The 24131-nt window shown below is 72.4% G+C and carries 16 protein-coding genes; 12 read left to right on the top strand and 4 right to left on the bottom strand.

What is annotated here, in order from left to right:
• The 3 genes from DVH02_RS05555 (at window position 1) to DVH02_RS05545 (ending at window position 3426) form a co-directional block, all read left to right on the top strand.
• Window positions 1-1335 carry a hemolysin family protein gene (locus DVH02_RS05555; RefSeq protein WP_114622549.1) on the top strand — a complete coding sequence of 445 codons (1335 nt, stop codon included), beginning with the start codon at window positions 1-3 and terminating at the stop codon, window positions 1333-1335.
• The gene (locus DVH02_RS05550; protein WP_114622548.1) at window positions 1332-2363 is read left to right on the top strand and encodes a hemolysin family protein; all 1032 of its coding nucleotides are present in this window, start codon (window positions 1332-1334) and stop codon (window positions 2361-2363) included. The genes DVH02_RS05555 and DVH02_RS05550 overlap by 4 nt, the downstream gene beginning before the upstream one ends.
• A 139-nt stretch (window positions 2364-2502) precedes the next feature.
• A complete protein-coding gene (locus DVH02_RS05545; RefSeq protein ID WP_114622547.1) occupies window positions 2503-3426 on the top strand; it encodes an ion transporter in 924 nt (307 codons plus the stop codon).
• 18 nt (window positions 3427-3444) lie between these two features.
• Here the strand turns inward: DVH02_RS05545 and DVH02_RS05540 are convergent, their stop codons facing one another.
• On the bottom strand, window positions 3445-4239 hold the full coding sequence (locus DVH02_RS05540; protein WP_114622588.1) for an SAM-dependent methyltransferase: 795 nt from the start codon (window positions 4237-4239) through the stop codon (window positions 3445-3447).
• A 405-nt stretch (window positions 4240-4644) separates the two neighbouring features.
• Here DVH02_RS05540 and DVH02_RS05535 point away from each other — a divergent pair, with 405 nt between their 5' ends.
• The 3 genes from DVH02_RS05535 to DVH02_RS05525 all read left to right on the top strand — a co-directional run bounded on the left by DVH02_RS05535 (window position 4645) and on the right by DVH02_RS05525 (window position 7461).
• The gene (locus DVH02_RS05535) at window positions 4645-5286 is read left to right on the top strand and encodes a sigma-70 family RNA polymerase sigma factor (protein ID WP_114622546.1); all 642 of its coding nucleotides are present in this window, start codon (window positions 4645-4647) and stop codon (window positions 5284-5286) included.
• 5 nt (window positions 5287-5291) lie between these two features.
• The gene (locus DVH02_RS05530) at window positions 5292-6065 is read left to right on the top strand and encodes a hypothetical protein (protein WP_233518045.1); all 774 of its coding nucleotides are present in this window, start codon (window positions 5292-5294) and stop codon (window positions 6063-6065) included.
• 181 nt (window positions 6066-6246) lie between these two features.
• Window positions 6247-7461, top strand: a complete 1215-nt coding sequence (locus DVH02_RS05525; protein ID WP_114622545.1) for an MFS transporter — start codon at window positions 6247-6249, stop codon at window positions 7459-7461.
• A gap of 40 nt (window positions 7462-7501) precedes the next feature.
• On the opposite strand, the gene DVH02_RS05520 is transcribed toward DVH02_RS05525, so the two are convergent.
• The 3 genes from DVH02_RS05520 to DVH02_RS05510 all read right to left on the bottom strand — a co-directional run bounded on the left by DVH02_RS05520 (window position 7502) and on the right by DVH02_RS05510 (window position 13618).
• Window positions 7502-8521 carry a glutathione S-transferase family protein gene (locus tag DVH02_RS05520; RefSeq protein WP_114622544.1) on the bottom strand — a complete coding sequence of 340 codons (1020 nt, stop codon included), beginning with the start codon at window positions 8519-8521 and terminating at the stop codon, window positions 7502-7504.
• A 163-nt stretch (window positions 8522-8684) separates the two neighbouring features.
• Window positions 8685-10241 (bottom strand): M4 family metallopeptidase, encoded by a 1557-nt coding sequence (locus DVH02_RS05515; RefSeq protein ID WP_114622586.1) that lies wholly within the window; start codon window positions 10239-10241, stop codon window positions 8685-8687.
• Between the two features lie 422 nt (window positions 10242-10663).
• Window positions 10664-13618 (bottom strand): glycoside hydrolase family 48 protein, encoded by a 2955-nt coding sequence (locus tag DVH02_RS05510; protein ID WP_114622543.1) that lies wholly within the window; start codon window positions 13616-13618, stop codon window positions 10664-10666.
• A 257-nt stretch (window positions 13619-13875) separates the two neighbouring features.
• Between DVH02_RS05510 and DVH02_RS05505 the strand changes: the two genes are divergently transcribed.
• From DVH02_RS05505 to DVH02_RS05480, 6 genes are all read left to right on the top strand, one after another.
• Window positions 13876-15360, top strand: a complete 1485-nt coding sequence (locus DVH02_RS05505; RefSeq protein WP_114622542.1) for a cellulose binding domain-containing protein — start codon at window positions 13876-13878, stop codon at window positions 15358-15360.
• Window positions 15357-17090: a glycoside hydrolase family 6 protein gene (locus DVH02_RS05500; protein ID WP_114622541.1), complete on the top strand. Its 1734-nt coding sequence runs from the start codon at window positions 15357-15359 to the stop codon at window positions 17088-17090. Before DVH02_RS05505 ends, DVH02_RS05500 begins: the two co-directional genes overlap by 4 nt.
• 186 nt (window positions 17091-17276) lie before the next feature.
• Window positions 17277-20048, top strand: coding sequence for a class III lanthionine synthetase LanKC (lanKC, locus tag DVH02_RS05495; RefSeq protein ID WP_114622540.1), 2772 nt, complete (start codon window positions 17277-17279; stop codon window positions 20046-20048).
• A 15-nt stretch (window positions 20049-20063) separates the two neighbouring features.
• The gene (gene ramS / locus DVH02_RS05490; RefSeq protein ID WP_114622539.1) at window positions 20064-20192 is read left to right on the top strand and encodes a mycelium formation morphogenetic lantipeptide SapB; all 129 of its coding nucleotides are present in this window, start codon (window positions 20064-20066) and stop codon (window positions 20190-20192) included.
• Between the two features lie 134 nt (window positions 20193-20326).
• Window positions 20327-22159, top strand: a complete 1833-nt coding sequence (locus tag DVH02_RS05485) for an ABC transporter ATP-binding protein (protein ID WP_114622538.1) — start codon at window positions 20327-20329, stop codon at window positions 22157-22159.
• Complete coding sequence (locus DVH02_RS05480) at window positions 22156-24114, top strand: ATP-binding cassette domain-containing protein (protein WP_199566175.1); 1959 nt, start codon at window positions 22156-22158, stop codon at window positions 24112-24114. Before DVH02_RS05485 ends, DVH02_RS05480 begins: the two co-directional genes overlap by 4 nt.
• The last annotated feature ends 17 nt before the right edge of the window (window positions 24115-24131 follow it).

Here is a 24131-nt window from a genome sequence, read left to right as displayed (position 1 = left end):
GTGACCGAAGTGCTTCTGTTGCTGCTCGCCCTCGCGCTCACCCTCGCCTGTGCGGTGTTCGTCGCGGCCGAGTTCTCCCTGACCACCGTCGAGCGCGGCGAGCTGGAACGGGCCGCCGAGGCCGGTGAGCGCGGCGCCGCCGGTGCGCTGGAGGCGGCCAAGCGGCTGACCTTCCAGCTCTCCGGCGCCCAGCTGGGCATCACCGTGACCTCGCTGGTCATCGGCATGCTCGCCGAGCCGTCCCTCGCCGTGCTGCTGCGCGGCCCGCTGGAGGCCGTGGGGCTGCCCGGCGGCGTGGTCTCCACGGTGGCCACCCTGCTCGGCGTCGCGCTGTCGACCGTGGTGCTGATGGTGGTCGGCGAGCTGGTCCCCAAGAACTGGGCGATCTCCAGCCCGCTCGCCGTCGCCAAGGTCGTGGCGGGGCCGCAGCGCGGCTTCACCGCCGCCTTCGGCCCGCTGATCCGCCACCTCAACAACACCGCGAACCGTCTCGTACGGCGCATGGGCCTGGAGCCGGCCGAGGAGCTGGCCTCCGCCCGTACCCCCGAGGAGCTGGTCGCCCTGGCGCGCCACTCCGCGCGGGAGGGCGCCATAGAGCCGGACTCCGCCGAGCTGTTCGTCCGGACCCTGCATCTGGCCGAGCTGACCGCGGAGAACGTGATGACGCCCCGGGTCGACGTCCGGGCGCTGGAGGCCCACGCGACGGCGGCCGACGCGGCGCTGCTCTCGCTGGCCACCGGCCTGTCCCGGTTCCCCGTCTACCGGGACAGCCTGGACGAGGTCATCGGCACGGTCCACATCCGCGACGTGCTGGCCCTGGAGGAGTCCGCTCGCACGCACACGCGGGTCACCGAGCTGACCACCAGCCCGCTGCTGGTGCCCGACTCGCTGCCGGTGGACCGGCTGCTGCGCCGACTGCGGGAGTCGCGGACGATGGCCGTGGTGATCGACGAGTACGGCGGCACCGCGGGCGTCGCCACCGTGGAGGACATCGTCGAGGAGGTCGTCGGCGAGGTGCGCGACGAGCACGACCCGGACGAGATCCCGGGGCTGGCCGTCGGCGCCCCCTCCCCCGAGGGCCAGGGCGTCTGGGAGGCGGACGGTTCCCTCCGTCTCGACCAGCTGCGGGAGATCGGCTTCGACGCGCCGGAGGGCCCGTACGAGACGCTCGCGGGGCTGCTCGCGACCCGGCTGGAGCGGCTGCCCGTGCCGGACGACACCCTGGAGGTCGACGGCTGGCACTTTGCCGTGCTGCGCGTCGACCACCATCGCGCCGACCGGGTCGCCGTCACCGCGCCCGCCGAGGCCACGCAGCTTCCGGAGGATGCCCGATGACCGCCCTTCAGCTCGCCATCGGCGTGCTCACCCTGTTCACCAACGCGTTCTTCGTCGGTGCCGAGTTCGCCCTGATCTCGGTACGGCGCAGCCAGATCGAGCCGCTGGCGCTCAAGGGCAGCCGGCGGGCGGCCAGCACCCTGTGGGGGCTGCGGCACCTCTCGGCGGCCATGGCCACCGCGCAGCTCGGCATCACCATCTCCTCGCTGGTGCTGGGCGCCGTCGCCGAGCCGGCCATCGCCCATCTGCTGGAGCCGCCCTTCGAGGCGGTCGGGGTGCCCTCGCCGCTGATCCATCCGATCGCGTTCGTGATCGCGCTGACCCTGGCGACCTATCTGCACATGCTGATCGGTGAGATGGTCCCGAAGAACATCGCGCTGGCCGCGCCCGCCCCCACGGCGCTGGCGCTCGGTCCCGCGCTGGTGGCGCTGACCCGGACCCTGCGTCCGGTGATCTTCGGGATCAACGCGTTCGCCAACTCGATCCTGCGGCTGCTGAAGGTCGAGCCGAAGGACGAGGTCGCCTCGGTGTTCACCGACGACGAGCTGGTCCGGCTGGTCGCGGACTCCAGCGAGGCGGGGCTGCTGGACCCGGCGGACGGGGAGCGGCTGCGCGACGCCCTGGAGCTGGGCACCCGCCCGGCGGGCGAGGTGATGGTCCCGCTGGGCCGGACGATCACCGTCGACCACCGGACCACCCCGCAGCAGCTGGAGCGCGCCGCCGCCTCCTCCGGGTTCTCCCGGCTGCCGGTCACCGGGCCTGACGACACGATCCTCGGCTATCTGCACATCAAGGACGCCCTCGGCGTCACGGAGCGGACGCGGCCCTTCCCGCGCTCCGCGCTGCACACGGTGATCAGGGTCGAGATCGACACCCCGCTCGACGACACGATGACGGCCATGCGTGCCGCCGGTACGCACCTGGCCGCCGTCACCGGTGACAAGGGGACGGTCATCGGCTTCGTGACCATGGAGGACGTGCTGGAGGAGCTGGTCGGTCCCGCGACCGGATCACCCGCCACCGCCTGACGGGCGGCGCGCGCGTCCACCGGAGGGCGACCGGTGCCCCGTCCCCGGCACCGGTCGCTCCCGCCGCCCGGCACCTCCGTATCTTGGTGCGCACACGTTCCGCGTGCGCCCGCACGTCCGCAAGAAACAGGTTCAGCCCATGTCCAACGGGACGAGTCGATTACGGCCCCTCGTGCTCGCCGCTCGCAGCCGCCGTGTCGTGGAATCCGACGGCTTCCAGATCGTGGTGTTCTGTCTGATCGTCGGCAACGCCGCTCTGCTGGGCGTCGAGACGTACACCGGCGCCGTCCATCAGTGGCGCGACGAGCTGAAGACCGCAGAACACCTGTTCCTCGCCGCCTTCGCCGGGGAGATCCTGCTGCGCGCCGCCGCCTGCGCGGACCGCCCCAGGGACTTCTTCCGCGATCCGTGGAACGTGTTCGACCTGGTGGTCGTCCTGCTGGCGCTCGCGCCGTTCGCCCGCGACAACGCCACCGCGCTGCGGCTGCTGCGGCTGGCCCGGGTGCTGCGCGCGGCCCGGTTCCTGCCGCAGCTGCGCATCGTGATCGTGGCGGTCGGCAAGAGCCTTCCCGGCACGGTGAGTTTCGTCCTGGTCGGCGCGCTGCTGCTGTACGTGTACGCCATGGTCGGCTGGGTCTTCTTCGCCCGCTCGGATCCCGAGCACTACGGCTCCCTGGGGCGCGCCGCGCTCACGCTCTTCCTGCTGATCACCCTGGACGGTCTGGGCGACGCGGTGCGCGGGGGCCTTGAGGTGTCCCGGTGGACGATCCTCTACTTCGCCTCGTTCGTCCTGCTGGGCTCGTTCATTCTCGTCAATCTGCTGATCGGGGTGGTGATCAACTCCCTCGACGAGGCACGGGAGCTGGAACACGAGCGGGCCGCGGACGTGCCGGTCGCACCGGCCGGTCCGGGCGAGCCCGCTCCGCTCCTCCTGGCCCGGATAGCCGCCGCGCGGCGCGCGCTGGACGAGATCGAGGCGGGGCTGCGCACCCGTCGGGACGGCGGGGTGCTGGACGACGTGGTCCGCGTCCCCGACCGGGACGACGTGGTGGCGCGCCCCTGACACCGGGGCCGGTCGGGGTCAGGGCTTGCGGGCCACGCCCGCGTAGCAGGCCGCCTCCTTGTCGGTGACGCGCTCGCTCGACTCCTCGGGATCGGGCAGCCATTGGTGCGACGGTGTGATGCCGGGGCCGAGGAGCCGCCACCCGGCGAAGAAGCGGGCGATCTCCGCACGGGTGCGTGCCTGGCCGGGGGTGCCGGCGGCCCGGTACGCGGTGGTGAGGCGCGCCATGCCCGCCGGGTCGAACTCGGTGGTGGCATGGGCTATCGCGAGGGTGGAGCCGGAGGGCAGCGCGGCCTTGAGGCGTTCGACCACGGCGTACGCGTCGTGCTCGTCGGTGACGAAGTGCAGCAGCGCGTTGAGGCTCAGGGCGACCGGCCGGGTGAAGTCGAGCGTCTCGCGCAACCCCGGTGCCGCCAGCAGGACTTCGGGCTCGGTGACGTCCCCGTGGACGTAGGCGGTGCGTCCTTCGGGGGCGCTGCGCAGCAGCGCGCGGGCGTGGGCGAGCACGATGGGGTCGTTGTCGGTGTAGACGACGCGGGCTTCTGGGGCCTCGCGCTGGGCGACCTCGTGCAGGTTGGGCGAGGTGGGGATGCCCGTCCCGATGTCGAGGAACTGCCGCATGCCCTCCCGGGCCAGGAAGCGCACGGAGCGGTGCATGAAGCGCCGGTTGACCCGCGCGGTGGCCAGGATGGAGGGGAAGGCCGCCATGGCGCGCGTCGCTGCCTCGCGGTCGGCCGGGAAGTTGGTCGTGCCGCCGAGGTAGTAGTCGTACATGCGGGCCGAATGCGCCCGGTCCAGCTCCAGGTCCACCATGCCGCCGTCGCCCACGCCTGCCCCCGTCCCGTCCCCGGATCCGTGTCCGTGTCCGTATCCGTCCGCGCCCGTGTGCGCGTATGGCCCGCACGCGGCCTCGGGGTAACTGCCCAGCCGCGTATACGGACAACCGTACGAGGTACACCAACCCTCTTTACAGAAGCGGCCGATGGGGAGTGAGGTGGAGAGGGAAGCGGAACATACCTTCCTGACCCTAGGGTAATCGCATGATCACTATCGGCGAAACATTCCGGGCGCGCCGAGCGCATCGGCGGCGCGCATCCGGTTGGCTGACCGGGGGGAGACACCCTCCCGCACCGACGCCCTCCGCCGTGGAGCGGTGTGGTGCCCAGTGAACGGGGCCTCTGTGCACGTCGATCCGACCATCGTGGCCGGAAGCGGCTCGTGAGGGCGCGCGCCGACCGGGGCGTCCCGGGCACGGACACGCTCGGTGTCCCGCTCTCTCCCGGCGAACCACCCGAGCGGCGGCTGGCGTTGACCTTCGACGCGTTCGACGCCCACCACCACCGGCTGTGGCTGCGCTACGCCCACACCCAGGTCGGCGGCCGGGCCGCCGCCGAGTCCGTGGTGGACTCGGCCTGTGCCCGGCTGCTGGCACACTGGCCCCATGTCCTGCTCCAGGAATCGGTGGCGCGGTACGCGTGGGCCGTCCTCAAGGAGGAGGTGGCCCACTGGCTGGAGGCGCGCGGCCTGCGGCCCGCGCTGGTCGACACCGCCGCCTTCCACGCCGCGATCCGCAAGCTCCTGCGGTACGAGAGCCCTGACCGGTTCGCCGTGCTCCAGGACGAGATCGCGCTCTACTCGGCCATCTCCCGGCTCCCCGAGCGGCAGTACGACGTGATCGTGCTGCGCCATGTCCTGCGGATCCCGGACGAGGTCGTCGCCGAGTACCTGGGGGTGGAACTGGCCACCGTCCACTCCCACGTACGGCACGCGCGGCGCCGACTGGCCAAGGATCTCGGCTTACCGGCGCCCGTGACGGAGACGGAGACGGAAGCGGCAGACGACACGGAAGCGGGAGGGTAGCCACCGTGCACCCCGCGAACGACACCGGCCCCGGCGCCCCGAGGACACCCGGCGCCGCCGTCGACCTGCTGCTGGAGGACGCGGAAGTCCTCGAAGACGCCTACGCCGACTACGGCGTGTACGACGCGGCGGCCACCCGCGCACGGCTGACTGCACGGCGCACGGACGACACGTCCGGCACGCGGCCCGCGGGTCCGGCGGCGCCTCCCGCGCGTTTTCCCTCCGCCCATGAGCAGGCCGCGCACGATCTGGGGCTCGCCGTCTCCCTCGTCCTCAACGCGCCCGAGGCTGCCGCCGCGCTGACCCGGCTGGTGGAGCACGACCGTATCGACCCGCAGGGCGCCGTCGTCTTCGCCGCGCTCCTGCATCTGACCGGGCACCGGGACGCGGCGCAGTTCTGGTGGCAGTTCGCGGCCGGGGGCGGCAACCGGACGGCCGCCTTCTGTCTGTTCCTCGCGCACCGGCAGCGAGCCGAGTTCCGGGACGCCGCCCACTGGCGCGACCAGTCCCGGCGGCTGCCGGGATCCGGCCGCACCGTCTCACCGGCCGTGCTCTGCGCGCTGCTGCCGGAGACGGTCGGGCACGACCTGCTGAGCCAGTGTCACGAGGGCCGCAGGCCCACCCTGCCCGCCTCGCTGGAGGCGGTGATCAACCGGCTGCGGGTGGACGGCGCCGACGAGGACTTCGGCGAGGTTCCCCGGCCGGACCCCGCGCTGCCGCGCGAGCTGTCCGCCGGACCCGCGGCCGGACCCGCGGGGCGGCGCGCGGGCGACTCCTAGACGCTCGGGGCCGTGCCGCAGGCGGCTCGGGGGCCGTCCCTCTTACGCCCGTGCCGGATGGTGCGCGGGAGCGATGTGCGGGTTGATGGAGGCAGGCGTGCGCCCTCGGGGCGCGCGCCGACCCGATCGGCGCGGGGCCCGCCCGACCCGCGTGCAGCTCTGCCGAGGGGACGTGTTCCCGATGCACCGCCAGATGGACCACGGCCACGGCCACCGGCGCCCGGGATATCCGATGGCCGCGGCGGTCTTCGCCGTCGGCATGGCCGGTACGACCCTGCCCACCCCGCTCTACGGGCTCTACCGCGCGCAACTCGGCTTCTCCGAGCTGATGGTGACGATCGTGTTCGCCGTCTACGCCCTGGGCGTGATCGCGACGCTGCTGCTGGTGGGCAACGTCTCCGACGAGGTGGGCCGACGGCCGGTGCTGCTGTGCGCGCTCGGTCTTTCGGCGGCCAGCGCGCTGTGCTTCGTGTTCGAGGGCGGGCTCCCTGCGCTGTTCGCGGGCCGGCTGCTGTCGGGCTTCGCCGCCGGGCTGCTGAGCGGCGCCGCGACCGTCACCGTCATGGAGCTGGCACCGCCGGGCCGCGAGGCGCGCGCGGGGCTCGCGGCCACCGCGGCGAACATGGGCGGTCTGGGGTGCGGCCCGCTGCTGGCCGGGGTACTGGCGCAGTACGCGCCCTGGCCGCTGCGGCTGCCGTTCCTGGTGCATCTGGCGCTGGTGGCGGCGGCAGGCGTAGTGACCTGGTTCCTGCCGGAGACCGTCGCGGTGACGAAGCGGGCCCGGCCTGGGTGGGGTACGCCGCGCCCGCGGGGGCTGACGGTGCCGCCGCGGGTGCGCGGGGTGTTCGTGCCGTCGGCCCTCGCCGCGTTCGCCGGGTTCGCGCTGCTGGGGCTGTTCACGGCGGTGGCGCCGTCCTTCATGGCCCAGACGCTGGGGGTGCGCGATCTCGCGGTCTCGGGCGCGGTCGTCTTCTCCGTCTTCCTGGCCTCCACGGTCGGCCAGTCGCTCCTGGGCCGCGTGGGCGTACGCGCGGCGCTGCCGGGCGGCTGTTTCGTCCTGGTCGCCGGGCTGGCGCTGGTGGGCGCCTCGCTGGCCGTACGGTCGCTGCCGCTGCTCGTGGCGGGCGCGCTGTGCGGCGGACTCGGCCAGGGGCTCGCCTTCCGCGCCGGTATGACGGCCGTCAGCGGCGCGGCGCCGCCCGAGCACCGGGGCGGCACGGTCTCCGCGTTCTTCGTCGTCGCCTATCTGGGCATCTCGCTGCCGGTCGTCGGCGTCGGGGCGCTGACCCTGTGGCTGGGGCTGCGGGGCGCGGGGATGGTCTTCACCGTCGTGGTGCTGGTGCTGGCGGCGGGGGTGGGGCTGTATCTGCTGCGTCGGCCCCCGGCGCCGCGCTGACCGCGGCGCCCGGCCGGGAGGCGGGCGCCGCCCGCGCCGTTCAGGGCCGTCCGGCGGGCGGGATCCGCTCGTCCGGCTCCACCGGGCCGGGCGGGGTGCCGTCCCCGAACGGCCGGCCGCCCAGCCGCTCGCGGTGGTGCGCGGTGAGCCATCCGGCCGGATCGGGGCCCAGCGGTACGACGCCGGTCGGGTTGATGCCGGTGTGGACCTGGTAGTAGTGGCGCTTGATGTGGTCGAAGTCCACCGTGTCGCCGAAGCCGGGTGTCTGGTAGAGGTCCCTGGCGTACGCCCAGAGCACCGGGTTCTCCGTCAGCTTGTCGCGGTTGCACTTGAAGTGTCCGTGGTAGACGGCGTCGAAGCGCACCAGCGTGGTGAACAGCCTGATGTCCGCCTCCGTGAGGGTGTCGCCCACCAGGTAACGGCGGTCCGCCAGCCGCTCGGAGAGCAGGTCGAACCGGTGGAACACGGCCCGGTAGGCGTCCTCGTAGTCGCTCTGTCCCGTGGCGAATCCGGCCCGGTACACGCCGTTGTTGAGATCGCGGAAGACGCCCTCCATGACCTCGTCGATCTCCGCGCGCAGCGGCTCGGGGTAGAGGTCGGGGGCGCCCGGCCGGTGCAGCGCCGTCCACTCGGTGGCGAGGTCGAGGGTGATGCGCTGGTAGTCGTTGGTGACGAGTTTCCCGCTGGGGACGTCCACGATCGCGGGCACGCTGACCCCGCCGGGGTAGCCGGTCTCGCGCGCGTCGTACGCCTCGGCGAGGAAGCGGATGCCGAGGACGGGGTCACGGCCGTCCGGGGCGAGGGTGAAGCGCCAGCTGCGGTCGTCCTGGATCGGGTCCACGACGGCGAGCGGGAGGGCGCTCTCCAGCCCGAGGAGGCGCCGGGCGACGAGGGCGCGGCTCGCCCAGGGGCAGGCGCGGCTGACCACCAGCCGGTAGCGGCCGGCCTCGACGGGCCAGCCGTCCCGGCCGTCGGCCGTGATCCGGTCCGCGAAGTGGCTCGTCGAACGCTTGAAGGGCTTCTTCCCGTACGCCTGGTTGCCTTCGGCGGGCGCGCTCATCGCCGGTCTCCTTCGCGGGTGGGGCGGGGACGCTTCGGACATCGCACCCTACTTCCCCGGCCCGGCCCCGGCGGGCCGCACACGCGCACGGGCCCGCGCGTGGTGAACGCGCGGGCCCGTGCCCAGCAGGGGTCCGCCGACGCCGGCCGGCGGACCCGCCGGATCAGCTGACGTTGATCGCGGTCCAGGTGGCGGCGACCGCCTTGTACTCGGTGCTGGTCGTGCCGTACAGGGCGCCCGCCGCGCTCAGCGTCGCGGTGCGCGCGCCGGCGTACTTGGTGGTGGACGTCATGTACGTGGTGAGGGCCTTGTACCAGATCTGGATGGCCTTGTCCCGGCCGATACCGGCGAGCGTCGAGCCGTCGTACGTGGGGCTGTTGTAGCTCACGCCGTTGACGGTCTTCGCGCCGCTGCCCTCGGACAGCAGGTAGAAGAAGTGGTTGGCGGGGCCGGAGGAGTAGTGGACGTCCACGTTGCCGAGGGTGGAGGACCAGTAGTCCTTGGACGCGCCGTCCTTGCTCGGCTTGTCCATGTAGCGAAGCGGGGTGCCGTTGCCGTTGATGTTGATCTGCTCGCCGACCAGGTAGTTGCCCGGCGCGCTCGGGTTGTTGGCGTAGAACTCGACGGCGGCGGCGAAGATGTCGGAGGTGGCCTCGTTGAGGCCGCCGGACTCACCGCTGTAGTTGAGATTGGCCGTGGCGGCGGTGACGCCGTGGGTCATCTCGTGCGCGGCAACGTCGAGCGAGGTGAGCGGGTTGCTGTTGCCCGAGCCGTCGCCGTACGTCATGCAGAAGCAGCTGTCGCTCCAGAACGCGTTGACGTAGCTGTTGCCGTAGTGGGCGCGGGAGTAGGACGCGACACCGTTGTTCTTGATGCCGTTGCGGCCCACCACGTTCTTGTAGAAGTCCCAGGTGGTGGCGGCGCCGTAGTGGACGTCGACCCCGGCGGTGAGCCGGCCGCCCGCCCACGTGTCGGTGGAGTTGGTGAAGAGGGTGCCGGTGCCGGAGGTGCCCTGGTTGAGGTCGTACGTCTTGTGGTTCCCGCGGCCGCTGTCGGTCAGGTTGTACGTGGTGCCGCTCTTGGTGGTGCCGATGGTCACCGTGCCGTTGTACTTGCCGGTTCCGGTGCCGGTCTCGATGGCCTCGTCCTTGAACAGCTCCTTGCCGGTGGCCGCGTCGGTGACGACGTGCAGCTCGCTCGGCGTGCCGTCGGGCTGGAAGCCCTCGACGACGGTCTCCCAGGCGAGCACGGGGGCGCCGTCGGCCGCCCAGATCACCTTGCGGGGGGCGTTCTCGGCCGCCGCCTTCGCGGTCTTCTCCGCCTTGGCGGTCTTGAGCGCGGTCGACTTCGCGGCCGAGGCGGCGACCTCGGCGGTGGTGGAGTCGACGGCTATCCGGGCCGAGACCGCCTTGGTGACGCTGGTCTTCCCTGCGGCGGGCTCGTGGACGACGAGGTCGCCGCCGAGTACGGGCAGACCGGCGTAGGTCCGCTCGTAACGCGTGTGGACCGTACCGTCGGCGTCCTTGATCACATCCCGTACGACCAGCTTCTCCTGGGCGCCGAGGCCCAGGGACTTCGCCTGGCCGACGGAGTCCGCCTGCGCGTCCTTGATGGCCTCGACGCGCTGGCCGGGCGTGAGCGCGAGGGCCGTGGCGCCGCTCTCGCGGGCGGCGTCGGGCTGGGCGCTCGCGGTGCCCGACTGCACGCCGACGACGACCATGGCCGCGGAGGCGGCGAGGGCGGCGACGCGCAGAGAGGTCTTGCGGGAGGTGGTGGTGCGGGGGGAGGAAGCTACGAGTCTCACTCAGTCTCCAAGAGTGTCGGGCCGCCGGTGAGCGGACCCTCTGTGGGGAAAGCGGGGGCCGTAGGGGTGCGGCCACCGCCCAGGGTGCTGAGCTGTGCATGTCATAAGCCCGCCAAGCGATCTACGCGCGGTGAGCCGTCCAGAGAGTGACATCGAATCGACCCGTTCGGACAGGTCAGATACCAGAATTTGACCTTGCGTTGTCAATTTCGTGTGCCAAAAGCGCATCAAACGGCCGTAATGACTGGGGTGTTCGGGCGCGGAACATGAGGACGGAGGGTCCCGGCGGGCGACAGCCGGGACCCTCCGCGTCAGGGACGGGGAAGCGCGCCCACGCGCTACTCGAAGAGATCCCCGTACGAGCCGAGCGCCAGCGCGATGTCCGCCTGCGCCCAGAACCGGTGGTACGTGAAGGTCGGCGCGGCGCCGCCCTTCAGATACGCCTCGACCTTGGACCAGGCCGGGTCGCTCTTGTAGAAGGAGCGGATCGAGGCGAAGGTGGCGGCCGAGTCGATCGCGTCGCCGTTCGGCATGGTGCCGGTCCAGCCGCTCGGTACGTACACCGGCTCGTCGAAGCGGCTGTAGTCGGCGCGGGTCTCGGGCACCGCGATGCCCAGGGCGTCCCGGTGGTGGTCCCACATGCCGTCGAGCAGCGCCTTGGCCGTGGTCTTCGCCGCCGCGTCGCCCGACTTCGCCGCGTAGTAGGAGAGGGTCTTGGCGTACGCGGCGGCCACACCGACGTCGTTCGTGTAGTCCGCGACGGTGACGTGCAGCCCGGTGTTGGCGCCGGGCGTCGTGGCGTTCCAGGTGTCCGGCTTGCCGGACCACTGGAGCGTCGACGGGATCTGGTACGTACCGTCCGGATGGACGGTGGTCTTGGACAGCGCCCAGCTCACCCACTTGTCCAGCACGGCCTTGGCGGCGCTGTCACCGGTCTGGTGGTAGTACTCGGCGACCCGTTCCATGGACCACGCCTGGAAGCCGAACCACTGGTTGGACGGCGGGTCGTGGTAGACCGGCGCCTCGTCGTAGTACATGCCGTAGAAGGTCGGGGTACCGGTCGGCGGCTGGGCGTAGCGGCCCTGCCAGCTGTTGGTGGCGCCGCCCGCGATGCCGCCCTCGGTGGACTGGAGCCAGCGGTAGAACTCCACCTGGCGCTTGAGGCTGGTGGTCCAGTCCTGCTGGCCGGTGGCCGACTTGGGTTTGAGATCGGCGTACGAGCTGAGCGCCCAGGCCGCCATGGGGTTCTGGTAGCCGCTGTGGCTGAAGCTGGATCCGATGCGCCAGGCCCAGCCGGCCGAGGTGTCGGTGGCGCCGCCCCAGGCGTAGTACCAGGAGAGCAGGTCGTGGGAGCTGTTCTTGCCGCTGCCCGCCGCGCAGGCGGTCTCCCCCACACAGTCACCGATCTTCTTGAAGTACTTGTCGTACATCGCATAGCGGAGGTAGTCGCCCATCTTGGCGGCCTTGGCGACGTTCGCCGCGATCTGACCGCCCTTACCCTGTTCCTTCGCCCACTCCGAGGCCCAGTACGCGGCCTGGACGACGCGGGCGTCGGCGTCGGGGGCGTTGGTGAACTTCCACTGCTTGGCGTAGGAGGCGTCTCCGGTGAACAGGTCCAGATAGCCGTTCCTGCCACCGTACTTGAAGGAGTCACAGGTCGGCTGGGGCACGGTCTCCCAGACCGACTCCTGGGGTCCGCGCTGGAAGGTGTTGATGTACGAGGGGCCCTTGTCGGCGGGTCCCGCCTCGCACTTGCCGGGCGAGTTGCCGAAGCCGTAGACGTTGTCGACGTCCTGGATCCAGTGCATGCCGTAGATGTCGTCGGTGCCGTAGGCGCTCTTCAGCTCGGCCGCGATCGGGTCGTTGCCGACCGGGACGTTGCTGTTCAGCTGGGAGGGGTACTGGGAGGGCTGGTCCCACTCGGGCGCGTAGGTGGCCGGTTTCGACGCGGTGTAGAAGCTGTTGGTCGGCTGGTCGGCGTGGGTGGGGATCATGTACTTCTCCATGATGTCCCAGGCGCCGTTGAACTTCGTCCAGTCGCCGGTGACCTTGCCGTACATGGCCTGGAGCCAGATCAGATAGCTGTACGCCTCGGAGGTCGTCTCGTGGCCCTGGTCGGGCGCCTCGACGATCAGGGTCTCCACCGAGTGGTACGGGATGCCGTCGGGCGAGAAGTATCCGGCGGCCGGGTCGGTGATCTTGCCGTACAGCTCCAGGAACCGGGCGTCGTAGGTGCTCGCCGCGGCCAGCTGGGTGACGGTGACGTCCGCCTTGGCCTGTCCCGGCGCGGTCGCGGTGAAGGTGGCGGCGCCGGTGCCGGTGGCCGCCGCGGTGATGGTCACCTGCTGGGCGGTGTTCCAGTCGGCGGTGGTGAAGGTGAGGGTGGCGCCGCCGGTGACACTGAGGCCGGTGTTGCCCGCGGTACGGGCGACGCTCACGTTCACCGCGGCGGACGGCTGGGCGGAGAGCTTCACCCCGAAGGTGCCCGTCTTCCCCTGCTGGACGGCCAGTTGGGCCGGGGTGGCGACCAGTGAGGGGCCCGCGACGACACGGACGCCGACCGGAGTCGACTCGGCCGAGGCGCCCTGGCCGTCGTACGCCTTGGCGTACAGGGAGTGATCGCCCGCGGGGGCGTTCGGGTAGTCGAAGGTGTACGGCGAGGTGGTGTCGGTGCCCAGCAGCGTGGTGTCGCTGTAGAACTCGACCTTGGTGATGCCCGCGCCGTCCGCGGCGGCGGCCGTGGCCGCCATCGGGATGGTGCCGCCCGCCGTGAAGACCGCGCCGGGGGCCGGAGCGCTCAGTACGGTGATGGGCGGCTGGTGGGCACCTGCGCAGGTGACGCCGTTGACAGCGAAGACGGTGGGTGCGGCGTTGCTGCCGCTGTAGGTGAAGTTGGCGCCGGTGGTCGCCGCGGCGCCGGGCGCGATCGACCCGTTGTGCGCGGCGTTCTTGACCGTGACGGTCCTGCCGGACTGTGTCCAGGTGCCGTTCCAGCCGCTCGTGAGGGTCTGGTTGCCCGCGTAGCCGTAGGTCAGCGTCCAGCCGTCGAGGGGGTCCGTGCCGCGGTTGGTGATCGTGAGGTCGGCGGTGAAGCCGGAGCCCCAGTCGTTCGTCTTGTAGTCGACGCCGCACTGGACCGCCGCGGCCCGCGCGGGGGTGGAACCGATCGCGGTCATGGCCAGCGGGAGGGACAGGGCGGCCACCAGGGCGGTGAGCAGCCGCCGGGTACCCCGCCCGCGATGTCCGCCGAGGGGTGGGGGTGTGCCTGGTGCGGAGCCTCGTAAACCGAGCATGGAGGGGTCCTCCTCGCGGTCCGGTGCGGGTGGGGGTGGGGAGCGAACCAGTGGGAGCGCTCCCAAGCGTTGAGCGGGTACGTGCACCTGTCAAGACTTTGAACAAGACGCACGTCCAGCCGAGTCCGGAGATAAAAGAATTCAACTGGGCTGTTGACTCAGGCCACTTCGGCGCTACCGTCGAACACAACCAGTGGGAGCGCTTCCATCAGTCATACGCCGCGTCAGGTGGCGTATCGGCCCCGAGGAGTCGCTCCATGCGAGCACCACCGCGCCTCTGTGCGCTGCTGGCCGCCGCGGCCCTGGCCGTGGCGGGCACCGCCTTGGTTCCGCAGGCGGCCGCGTCGGGAACCGCGGCGACCTGCACGGTCGAGTACAGCACCACCGGTCAGTGGGACGGCGGCTTCCAGGGCGGAGTCACCCTGACCAACAGCGGATCGCCGGTCGAGAACTGGAGCCTGACCTTCGACTTCACCGGAGGCCAGCAGGTGACCCAGGGCTGGAACGGCAAGTGGTCACAGTCCGGCAGGACGGTGACCGTCGTCAACGAGAGCTGGAACGGCAGAATTCCGACCGGCGGCTCGCTCAGCGCCGGGTTCACCGCCTCGTGGTCGGGGTCGAACCCCGCTCCGACCGCCTTCAAGCTCAACGGCGCGACGTGCGACGGGCAGCCGGACCCCGGCGGCCCGACCGATCCCCCTACCGACCCCCCGACCGACCCGGCCGGCGCTCCACCGAAGCTCCATGTCTCGGGCAACAAGCTGGTCGACCAGAACGGCGCCACCCGCCGCATGCTCGGAGTCAACCGCTCCGGCGGCGAGTTCATGTGCGTCCAGGGCTACGGCTTCTTCGACGGTCCGGTCGACGACGCGTCCGTGAAAGCCATCGCGGACTGGAAGGTGAACACCGTACGGGTACCCCTCAACGAGGAGTGCTGGCTCGGGCTCTCCCATGTCAAACCGGAGTACGCAGGGGCGCGTTACATCAGCGCCGTGAAGGAGTACGTGGCCAGGCTGGAGGCGCACGGCATCACCCCCGTGGTCGAACTGCACTGGACCAACGGGAAGTACACGGGCGGTGACAGCCACTGCCCCGACACCGAGTACGCGACCTGCCAGAAGCCGATGCCCGACGCGAAGTACACCCCGGCGTTCTGGAGTTCGGTCGCCGAGACGTTCAAGAGCGATCCGGCGGTGGTCTTCGACCTGTTCAACGAGCCCTTCCCGGACCGGGCCACCACCGACCTGACCGCGGCCTGGACCTGCTGGCGCGACGGAGGCAGCTGCCCCGGCATCGACTTCCAGGTGGCCGGAATGCAGTCCCTGGTGACCGCGGTACGGGCCACCGGCGCCCAGAACCTGGTGCTGGTGCCCGGTCTGGCGTACGCGAACGACATGCGCCAGTGGCTCCAGTACCGGCCGAGCGATCCGGCGGGCAACCTCGCCGCCGCCTGGCACACGTACAACTTCAACACCTGCTCCAGCGAGAGCTGCTGGAACGAACAACTCGCCCCGGTGCTGGCACAGGTGCCGCTGGTGGCGGGCGAGATCGGCGAGAACACCTGCGCGCACGGCTATATCGACCGGGTCATGGCCTGGCTGGACGGCCGCGGCGCCTCGTACCTCGGGTGGACCTGGAACACGTGGGACTGTTCCTCGGGGCCCTCCCTGATCAGCGACTACAACGGCACGCCGACCAACTTCGGCGTGGGACTCCGTGACCATCTGAAGGGACTCTCATGAGCCGCACCACCTCTCCCCCACGCCGCACCAGAACGGCGGTCCTGGCCGCGTTCGCCCTGGTCGCCGGGGTCGCCGGCACGACGACCGCGCTGGGCGGTCCCGCCAGCGCGGCGGCGGCGGGCTGCACCGTCGACTACAAGATCCAGAGTTCCTGGTCCGGGGGGTTCTCCGCCGATGTCGCGGTGACCAACACCGGTGACGCGGTGAGCAGTTGGAAGCTGGAGTGGAGCTTCGCGGGGAACCAGCAGGTGACCCAGGGCTGGAACTCCACGCTCACCCAGAGCGGTACGGCGGTCTCCGCCACCAACGTCGCCTGGAACGGCACCCTGGCCACCGGCGGGTCGGCGAGCTTCGGCTTCAACGGCAACGTCACCGGCGCCAACGCGATACCCACCACGTTCAAGCTCAACGGGGTGACCTGCAACGTCCCGGGCGGCGGTGGAGGAGACGGCGGCGGGGACGGCGGAAGCGGGCCGAGCGCCAAGGTCGACAACCCGTACGCCGGCGCCAAGGTGTACGTCAACCCGGACTGGTCCGCGAAGGCGGCGGCGGAGCCGGGCGGCAGCAAGATCTCCAACCAGCCGACGGGCGTCTGGCTGGACCGCATCGCGGCCATCCAGGGCACGAGCGGCGCCCGCGGGCTGCGCGCCCACCTCGACACGGCCCTGACCCAGGCGGCCGGCAGCCCGCTGGTCGTCCAGCTCGTCATCTACAACCTGCCGGGCCGTGACTGCTCGGCGCTCGCCTCCAACGGGGAGCTGGGCCCGACGGAGATCGGCCGCTACCAGACCGAGTACATCGACCCGATCGCGGCCATCCTCGCCGACACCAAGTACGCGAGCCTGCGCATCGTGACGACGGTCGAGATCGACTCGCTGCCCAACCTGGTCACCAACGTCTCGCCGCGGCCCACCGCCACCCCCGACTGCGACGTGATGAAGGCCAACGGCAACTACGTCAAGGGCGTCGGCTACGCGCTGCGGAAGCTCGGAGCCATCCCCAACGTCTACAACTACGTGGACGCGGGACACCACGGCTGGCTCGGCTGGGACGACAACTTCAACGCGTCCGCGCAGATCCTCAAGCAGGCCGCGACCACGGAGGGCGGCACGGTCGACAACGTGACCGGCTTCATCGTCAACACCGCCAACTACGGTGCGACGAAGGAGAACAACTTCACCATCAACGACAGCGTGGCAGGCAAGTCGGTCCGTGAGTCGACGTGGGTGGACTGGAACCGGTACGTCGACGAGCAGTCCTTCGCCCAGGCGTTCCGGCAGGAACTCGTCGGCGTCGGCTTCAGGTCGGACATCGGCATGCTGATCGACACCTCCCGCAACGGCTGGGGCGGCACGGCCCGGCCCACCGGACCGGGCGCCCAGACCAGTGTGGACACCTACGTGGACGGTGGACGCTACGACCGCCGGATCCACCTGGGCAACTGGTGCAACCAGTCCGGAGCCGGGCTCGGCGAGCGGCCGACCGCGGCGCCCGCCACCGGAATCGACGCGTACGTCTGGGTGAAGCCCCCGGGCGAGTCCGACGGTGCGAGCAAGGCCATCCCGAACGACCAGGGCAAGGGCTTCGACCGGATGTGCGACCCGACGTACACCGGCAACCCGCGCAACAACAACCACCTGTCCGGGGCGCTGGCCAACGCACCGCTCTCGGGTGACTGGTTCTCCGCGCAGTTCCAGGAGCTGCTGAAGAACGCCTACCCGGCGCTGTAGAACCGCGCGTTCCGCCGCTCCACCGTCCCACCGGCACCAGGACCGGCGGGCCCCTGCCAGGGGTCCGCCGGTCCGTCGTGTCCGGGTTACCTGTGCGTAGTCCACGTACGGGAGGTGACATCGGCGACTGTCTGACGTTTCCGGAGGATGACACGGTTGGCCCTGTCATCAGCCGAAGGAGCGCCTGTGAACAAGGGCTACGCCGTATTCTGCGACGCGGACCGGCACTTCTACGACGCACCCCACCGGACGGCGTCCACCGACGCCACCGGACAGGGCGCGCTGTACGAAGCCGCCGAGCGGCCGGCGCCCGTCGGCTGGCAGCGCCACCGCGCCGGGGACTGGCTGGCCTGGCGTCCGCTGGACGGTCAACTGCCCTCCCAGGGCTGGAAGATCCACGTCTCGGCCTGTCTGGACAACGCCGAGTCGGTGCTCGCCCGGGTCATGGCGTACTGCGTACCGCGCCGGGTGGCCTTCAAGTTCGTACCGAGCCGCTATCTGCTGCACAACCGCAACGCCAAGTACGCGGACCGCGCCGCCAGCGGGAAGTTCATCACCGTCTATCCGGCGGACGACGAGCAGTGCGGTGTGACGGCGGCAGCCCTGGACGCGCTGCTGACCGGCGAGGACGGGCCGTACATCCTGAGCGATCTGCGTTGGGGCGCGGGTCCTGTCCATCTGCGCTACGGCAGCTTCACCGAGCGGAACTGCTACGACGCGGAGGGGCAGTTGCGTCCCGCCGTGGAGAACGCCGAGGGCAGACTCGTCCCCGATCCGCGCGGCCCGGTCTTCCGGATACCCGAGTGGGTCACACCGCCCGCCTTCCTCGGTCCGCATCTCGCGGCGAGGGACGCGATGAGTGTGGCCGGACTGCCGTACCGCGTCGAGCGGGCGCTGCACTTCTCCAACGGCGGCGGGGTGTACGTCGGCCGGCACCTGGAGACCGGCGAGCAGGTGGTGCTCAAGGAGGCGAGACCGCACGCGGGGCTCGCGGCGGACGGCGCCGACGCCGTGACGCGCCTGGGGCGCGAACGGGCCGCGCTGGAGCGGCTGTCGGGACTGGGGTGCACCCCCGAGGTGCGGGACAGCCTCGAAGTCGGCGGCCACCACTTCCTGGTGCTCGAATTCATCGAGGGCAAGCCGCTCAACTCCTTCTTCGCCCGCCGCCATCCGCTGATCGACGCGGAGCCGGGCGCCGAGCGGCTCGCCGAGTACACCGCGTGGGCGCTGCGGATCCACCGGCTGGTGGAGGAGGCCGTGGCCGCCGTGCACGAGCGCGGGGTGGTCTTCAACGATCTGCATCTGTTCAACATCATGGTCTCCGAGGACGAGTCCTCGGTGGTCCTGCTCGACTTCGAGGCGGCGGCGCCCGTCACGGACAACGGGCGTCAGACGGTGGCCAATCCGGGGTTCGTGGCACCGGGCGACCGGCGCGGATTCGATGTCGACCGCTATGCGCTCGCCTGTCTGCGTCTCGCCCTGTTCCTGCCGCTGACCAGCCTGTTGGCCATCGACCGCGCGAAGGCGGCCCATCTGGCCGAGGTGGTGGCCGAGCAGTTCCCGGTGGAGCGCGCGTTCCTCGACGCGGCGGTGGCGGAGATCCTGCGCGAGCCCGGGGCGGAGGTGGGGCGGGCCCCCGGGGCGGCCGGGGCGCCCGGCGGTACGGGTGGCACCGGTCGCACGGGCGGCACCGGTGGCATGGGTCGTACGGGTGGCACGGGTCGTACGGGTGGCGCCGACGGCACCACCGATACGGCGCGCGGGCGGCCCGCGCCCCGGCCCGGCGGGTATCTGCCGGTGGCGCCGGGCGACTGGCCGCGCAGCCGAGACTCCCTGGTGCGGGCCATCCTGTCCACGGCCTCCCCGGACCGGGAGGATCGTTTCTTCCCCGGTGACATCGCCCAGTTCGCCACGCCGGGCGGCGGCCTGTCGTTCGGGTACGGGGCCGCCGGGGTGCTCTACGCGCTGGAGATGAGCGCGGACGTGCGCAGTGAGCAGGCCGAGGAGTGGCTGCTGCCGCGGTCCAAGGAGCCCGCGCCGGGCACCCCATTGGGCTTCTACGACGGCCTGGCGGGCGTCGCCTGGAGCCTGGACCGGCTCGGCCACCGCCAATCGGCCCTGCAACTGGCTGATCTGATGCTCCATCAGTCTTGGCGGGACATGCCGCCCGATCTGCACAGCGGCTCCGCCGGGCTCGGTCTGGCGCTCGACTCGCTCGCCGCGGCCACCGGCGAGACGGCGCTGCGCGAGGGGTCCCTGCGCTGTGCGGAACTGGCCGCCGCGTCACTGCCGTCCGCGCCGTCGACGGGCGGTGGTCTGCCCCGCGCCGGTCTGCTGTACGGCGCGAGCGGCGTCGCGCTGCTGTTCATCCGGCTGTACGAACGGACCGGGGACGGCGCCCTTCTGGACCTGGCTGCCGACGCGCTCCGCCTCGATCTGGCCCGCTGCAAACCGGGCGTCGGCGGCGCGCTCCAGGTCGACGAGGGATGGCGCACCATGCCGTACCTGGGCGCGGGCAGCGTGGGCATCGGCATGGTCCTGGACGACTATCTCGCCCACCGCGCCGACGACGCGTTCGAGCGGGCGCGCGGCGAGATCGTACGGGCGGCGCAGGCGATGTTCTACGCGCAGCCGGGTCTCTTCCGCGGCGCCGCCGGGATGGTGCTGCACCTCAGCCGCACCACGGCGGCGGGGCCGGGCACCGGCCCGGCCGACCTGCGGCGCCAGGTCGACGCGCTCGGCTGGCACGCCATGACGTACCGGGGCCAACTGGCCTTCCCCGGCGAGCAGATGATGCGGCTGTCCATGGATCTGTCGACCGGCACCGCCGGCGCGCTCCTGGCACTGGCCGCGGCCTCCTCGCCCGAACGGCGGGCCTGCCTGCCGTTCCTCCCGCCTCTCCGGCGGGCCCATGAGCCGGCTCGTCCCACGAGCCGTGGCAAGACAACGTCCCCATGAATGAGAGGAACGACCATGAACCTTCTCGACCTGCAGTCGCTGGAGACCCCGAAGGAAGAGGCCATCGGCGACGTGGAGACCGGGAGCCGCGCGAGCCTGCTCCTCTGCGGCAACAGCAGCCTGAGCATCACCACGTGTAACTGACGTACGGCAGGGCCCCGGGCGCGTGAACGCGCCCGGGGCCTTCCCCGCGTCCTGGCTCCGCCGGTTCGGCGCACGAGCCGCTCGCCCTCCGCACACCCCGTCGCGTTCCCGCTCCGGAGGAGGACTTCTCCCCGATGGTGTTTCCACGCCGCGGCGCCCGCGCACCGCGCACCACGGCGCACACCGGTACCGGCCTGCTGCTCGGCGCCGCCCGGCACAGCGCGGGCCGTACGACGGCCGTGTTCGTCTGCTCCGCCGCTTCGGCGGGCGCGTCCCTCGCGCTGCCCGCGGTGCTCGGCCGGACGCTGGACCTCTCGCTCGGCGGGGCCGACGGGGCCGGGTTCTGGCCGGTCCTGTGTATCGGGCTGATCGGCGCCGAGGTGCTTCTCGACGCGTTGGAGGCCCTGTTGAGCGGGGTGGCGAGCGCCAGGGCCACCGCCTGGCTGCGGCTGCGCGCGCTGACCGGGCTGCTGGGCGCCCCGCCGGACCGCGCCGCGCGGCTGACGCCCGGTGACCTCGCGACCCGGCTGTCCGCGAACGCCACGGAGGCAGGTACGGCGCCGGTGAGCGCGGCGGCGCTGGCGGCCTCGCTGCTCGCTCCGGCCGGTGCGGTCGTCGCGCTGTTCCTGATCGACCTGTGGACGGCCGTCGCGTTCCTGGCCGGGGTGCCGCTCCTGGCGCTGGTGGTGCGCGCCTTCGCCCGGGGCACCTCCGACAGCGTCGCGCGCTACCAGGCGGTCCAGTCCGTCATCGCCTCCCGGCTGGTCGAGGTGATGGACGGCGCGCGGACGGTGGCGGCCGCCGGTACGGCGGAGCGCGAACGCGACCGGATCCTCGCCCCGCTGCCCGAACTCGCCGTCCAGGGGCGGCGGATGTGGCAGGTGCACGGCCGGGCCGTCGCTCGCGGCGGAGTCCTCATGCCGCTGCTGACGACCGGTGTGCTCGCGGTCGGCGGGGTGGCGCTCGCGGCGGGCCGGATCAGCGTCGGCGAGCTGCTGGCCGCCTCCCGCTACGCGACGCTGGCCGCCGGGATCGGCGCGGGGGCCGGACTGGTCGGCTCGCTCGTACGGAGCCGTTCCGCCGCCCGCAGGACCGCCGCTCTCGCCGGGCTTGCGCCCATGGCGTACGGCACCGCCCGCCTCCCGGCCGACGGTCCTGGCAGGCTCGAACTGCGGGGCGTACGGGTGGTTCGGGACGGTCGGCCGCTGCTCACCGGGGTGGACCTGACGATACCGGGAGGCGTCTCGGCGGCCGTGGTGGGCCGCTCGGGCGCCGGCAAGTCGACGCTCGCTGCCGTCGCGGGCCGGCTGACCGACCCGGACGCGGGCCGGGTGCTCCTCGACGGCGTACCGCTGGAGTCCGTGGCGTACGGACCGTTACGGCGCGAGGTCGGGTACGCGTTCGAGCGGCCGGTGCTGTTCGGCGACACGATCGGTGAGGCGCTCGCGGCGGGACCCGACCGGGCCTCCCCCGGCCGTATACGGTCGGCGGCCAGGGCGGCGAGCGCGGACGCGTTCGTACGGCTCCTGCCGCGCGGGTACGACACCCCGCCGGGCGAGGCGCCGCTGTCCGGCGGGGAGCTGCAACGGCTGGGGCTGGCACGCGCGTTCGCGCACGCGGGACGGCTGCTGATCCTGGACGACGCGACGTCCAGTCTGGACACCGTCACCGAGCGCCAGGTGGAGCGGGCGCTCGCCCGGGACGTCCGGGCCGGTACCCGGCTGGTCATCGCCCACCGGCTCTCCTCCGCGGTCAGGGCCGATCTGGTGGTCTGGCTGGAGGAGGGGCGGGTACGGGCGGTGGGAACGCACGCGGAACTGTGGCGGCTGCCCGCCTACCGCGCCGTCTTCGCCGCGCGGGAGGCGGAGACACCGGCGTCGGAGACGGCGACGCCCACGGCGGAGGCGGCGGCGCCCACGGCGGCCGGGCTCCCCGGCCGCCTGGCGCACGGGGAGCCCGGCCGGTGACGGGCCGGGCCCGCGCGGGCGTCGCCGAGGAGCCCCGGGACGGCCGGGGGACGCTGCGCCGTCTGCTGCCCGAGGGCCGTCGTTTCCTGCTGCGCAGGAAGGGGGCGCTCGTGCGGCTGGGCGGCTGGTCGCTGCTGGAGTCCGCGCAGACCTTCCTGGGCGGCTACTGCCTGGCGCGGGCGCTGGACCGGGGTTTTCTGGCCGGGGACACCCGCACGGGCCTGCTGTGGCTGGCCGTCGCGGCGGCGGCGATCCTGGCCGGAGGACCGCTGGTGCGCGGGGTCTTCGCCCAACTGGCCGCGCTGGTGGAGCCGTTGCGCGACGCGCTGGTGCGCAGGGCGGTGCACCAGTATCTGCGCGGGGCGCTGGCCGATCCGGCGCGAACCGACAGCGGAGCGGTCTCGCGGCTCACCCATCAGACGGAGATCGTCCGGGACAGCTTCGCCGGGCTGGTGCTCACCGCGCGGTCCTTCGTCTTCACCGCCCTGGGCGCGCTGGCCGGGCTGCTGGCGCTGGCGCCCCAGCTCCTGCTGGTGGTCGTGGGGCCGCTGGTGCTGGGGCTGGCGCTGTTCCTCGCCACGCTGGCCCCGATGGCCGCCGCGCAGCGCGCCTTCCTGGACGCGGACGAGGCCGTCGCCGACCGGGCGGGCGCGCTGGGCGCGGGGCTGCGCTCCATCGCGGCCTGCGGTACGCGGGCGGAGGCGGCCGACCGTACGGAGAGGCTGATCGCGGCCGGTGAACGGACGTCGCGCGTCCTGGCCCGCTGGGCCGCGGTGCGCGCCCTGGCGCTGGGGGTGGCCGGTCAGCTGCCGGTCGTCGCACTGCTGGTCGCGACGCCCTGGCTGCTGCGGCAGGGGGTCACGGCCGGGGCGCTGATAGGGGCGCTCACCTATCTCGTACAGGCCCTGCTGCCCGCGCTGCACACACTGATGACCGCCCTGGGGGCGGCCGGTACGCGGCTGCTGGTGGTGCTGGAGCGGTTCGAGGACGGGGCGGCGGACGCGCCGCTGATGACGCCGGTCACGCCGGTCGCGCCGGACGCAGCGGCCACACGCACACCACCCGTACCGCCGGTGCCGCCCGCACCCGGGCCGGGCGGAACGCGGCCGGGCCCCCTCCCGCGTCGCGCGCCCGTGCCTCCGGCGGCGGAGATCCGCGCGGTCACCCTCGCGTACGGGCCGGGCGCGCCGCCGGTCCTGGCGGGGCTCGACCTCGGCGTCGGGCCGGGCGAGCACCTGGCGGTGGTGGGGCCGAGCGGCATCGGCAAGTCGACCCTCACGGGGGTCCTCGCGGGGCTGCTCGCGCCCGACCGGGGCACTGTCCTCCTGGCGGGAGAGCCGGTGGCCGGCCGGACGCCGTCCGAGCTGGCGGCGCTGCGGGTGCTGATCCCGCAGCAGGCGTACGTGTTCACGGGCACGGTGCGGGAGAACCTGCTCCATCTGGCGCCCGGTACGTCGCCGTCCGCTCTGGTCCGGGCGGTCGAGGCGCTGGGCGTCGACGAGCTGATCGGGCGGCTCGGCGGGCTGGACGCCCTGGTCGAGCCCGCCACGCTCTCCCAGGGAGAGCGTCAGTCACTGGCGCTGTGCCGCGCTCATCTCTCCCCCGCCCCCCTGATGATCCTGGACGAGGCGACCTGTCATCTGGATCCGGTCGCCGAGGCCCGCGCGGAGCTTGCCCTCGCCGAGCGGCCGGGGACGCTGATCGTCGTCGCACACCGGCTGTCGTCGGCGCGCCGGGCGGACCGCGTCCTCGTCCTGGACGGGACCAGGCCCGCGTACGGGACGCACGAGGAGCTGCTCGTCCGGTCGGCTCTCTACCGCGATCTGGTGGGGCACTGGCTGAGCGCCGAGGACGGGAACGGCGCGGACGGGAGCGGCACGGACCGGAGCGGCACGAACCGGAGCGCCGAGGAACGGAACACCGCGGACCGCGGCGCCACGGGCCCGGTCGGCTGAACCGCCGACGGCCGCGT

Source organism: Streptomyces corynorhini (genome assembly GCF_003346515.1).
In the GTDB taxonomy this organism is placed as follows: Bacteria; Actinomycetota; Actinomycetes; order Streptomycetales; family Streptomycetaceae; genus Streptomyces; species Streptomyces corynorhini.
The sequence above is the reverse complement of the archived record's forward strand: the minus strand, read 5'-3'. Positions and strand labels throughout refer to the sequence as shown.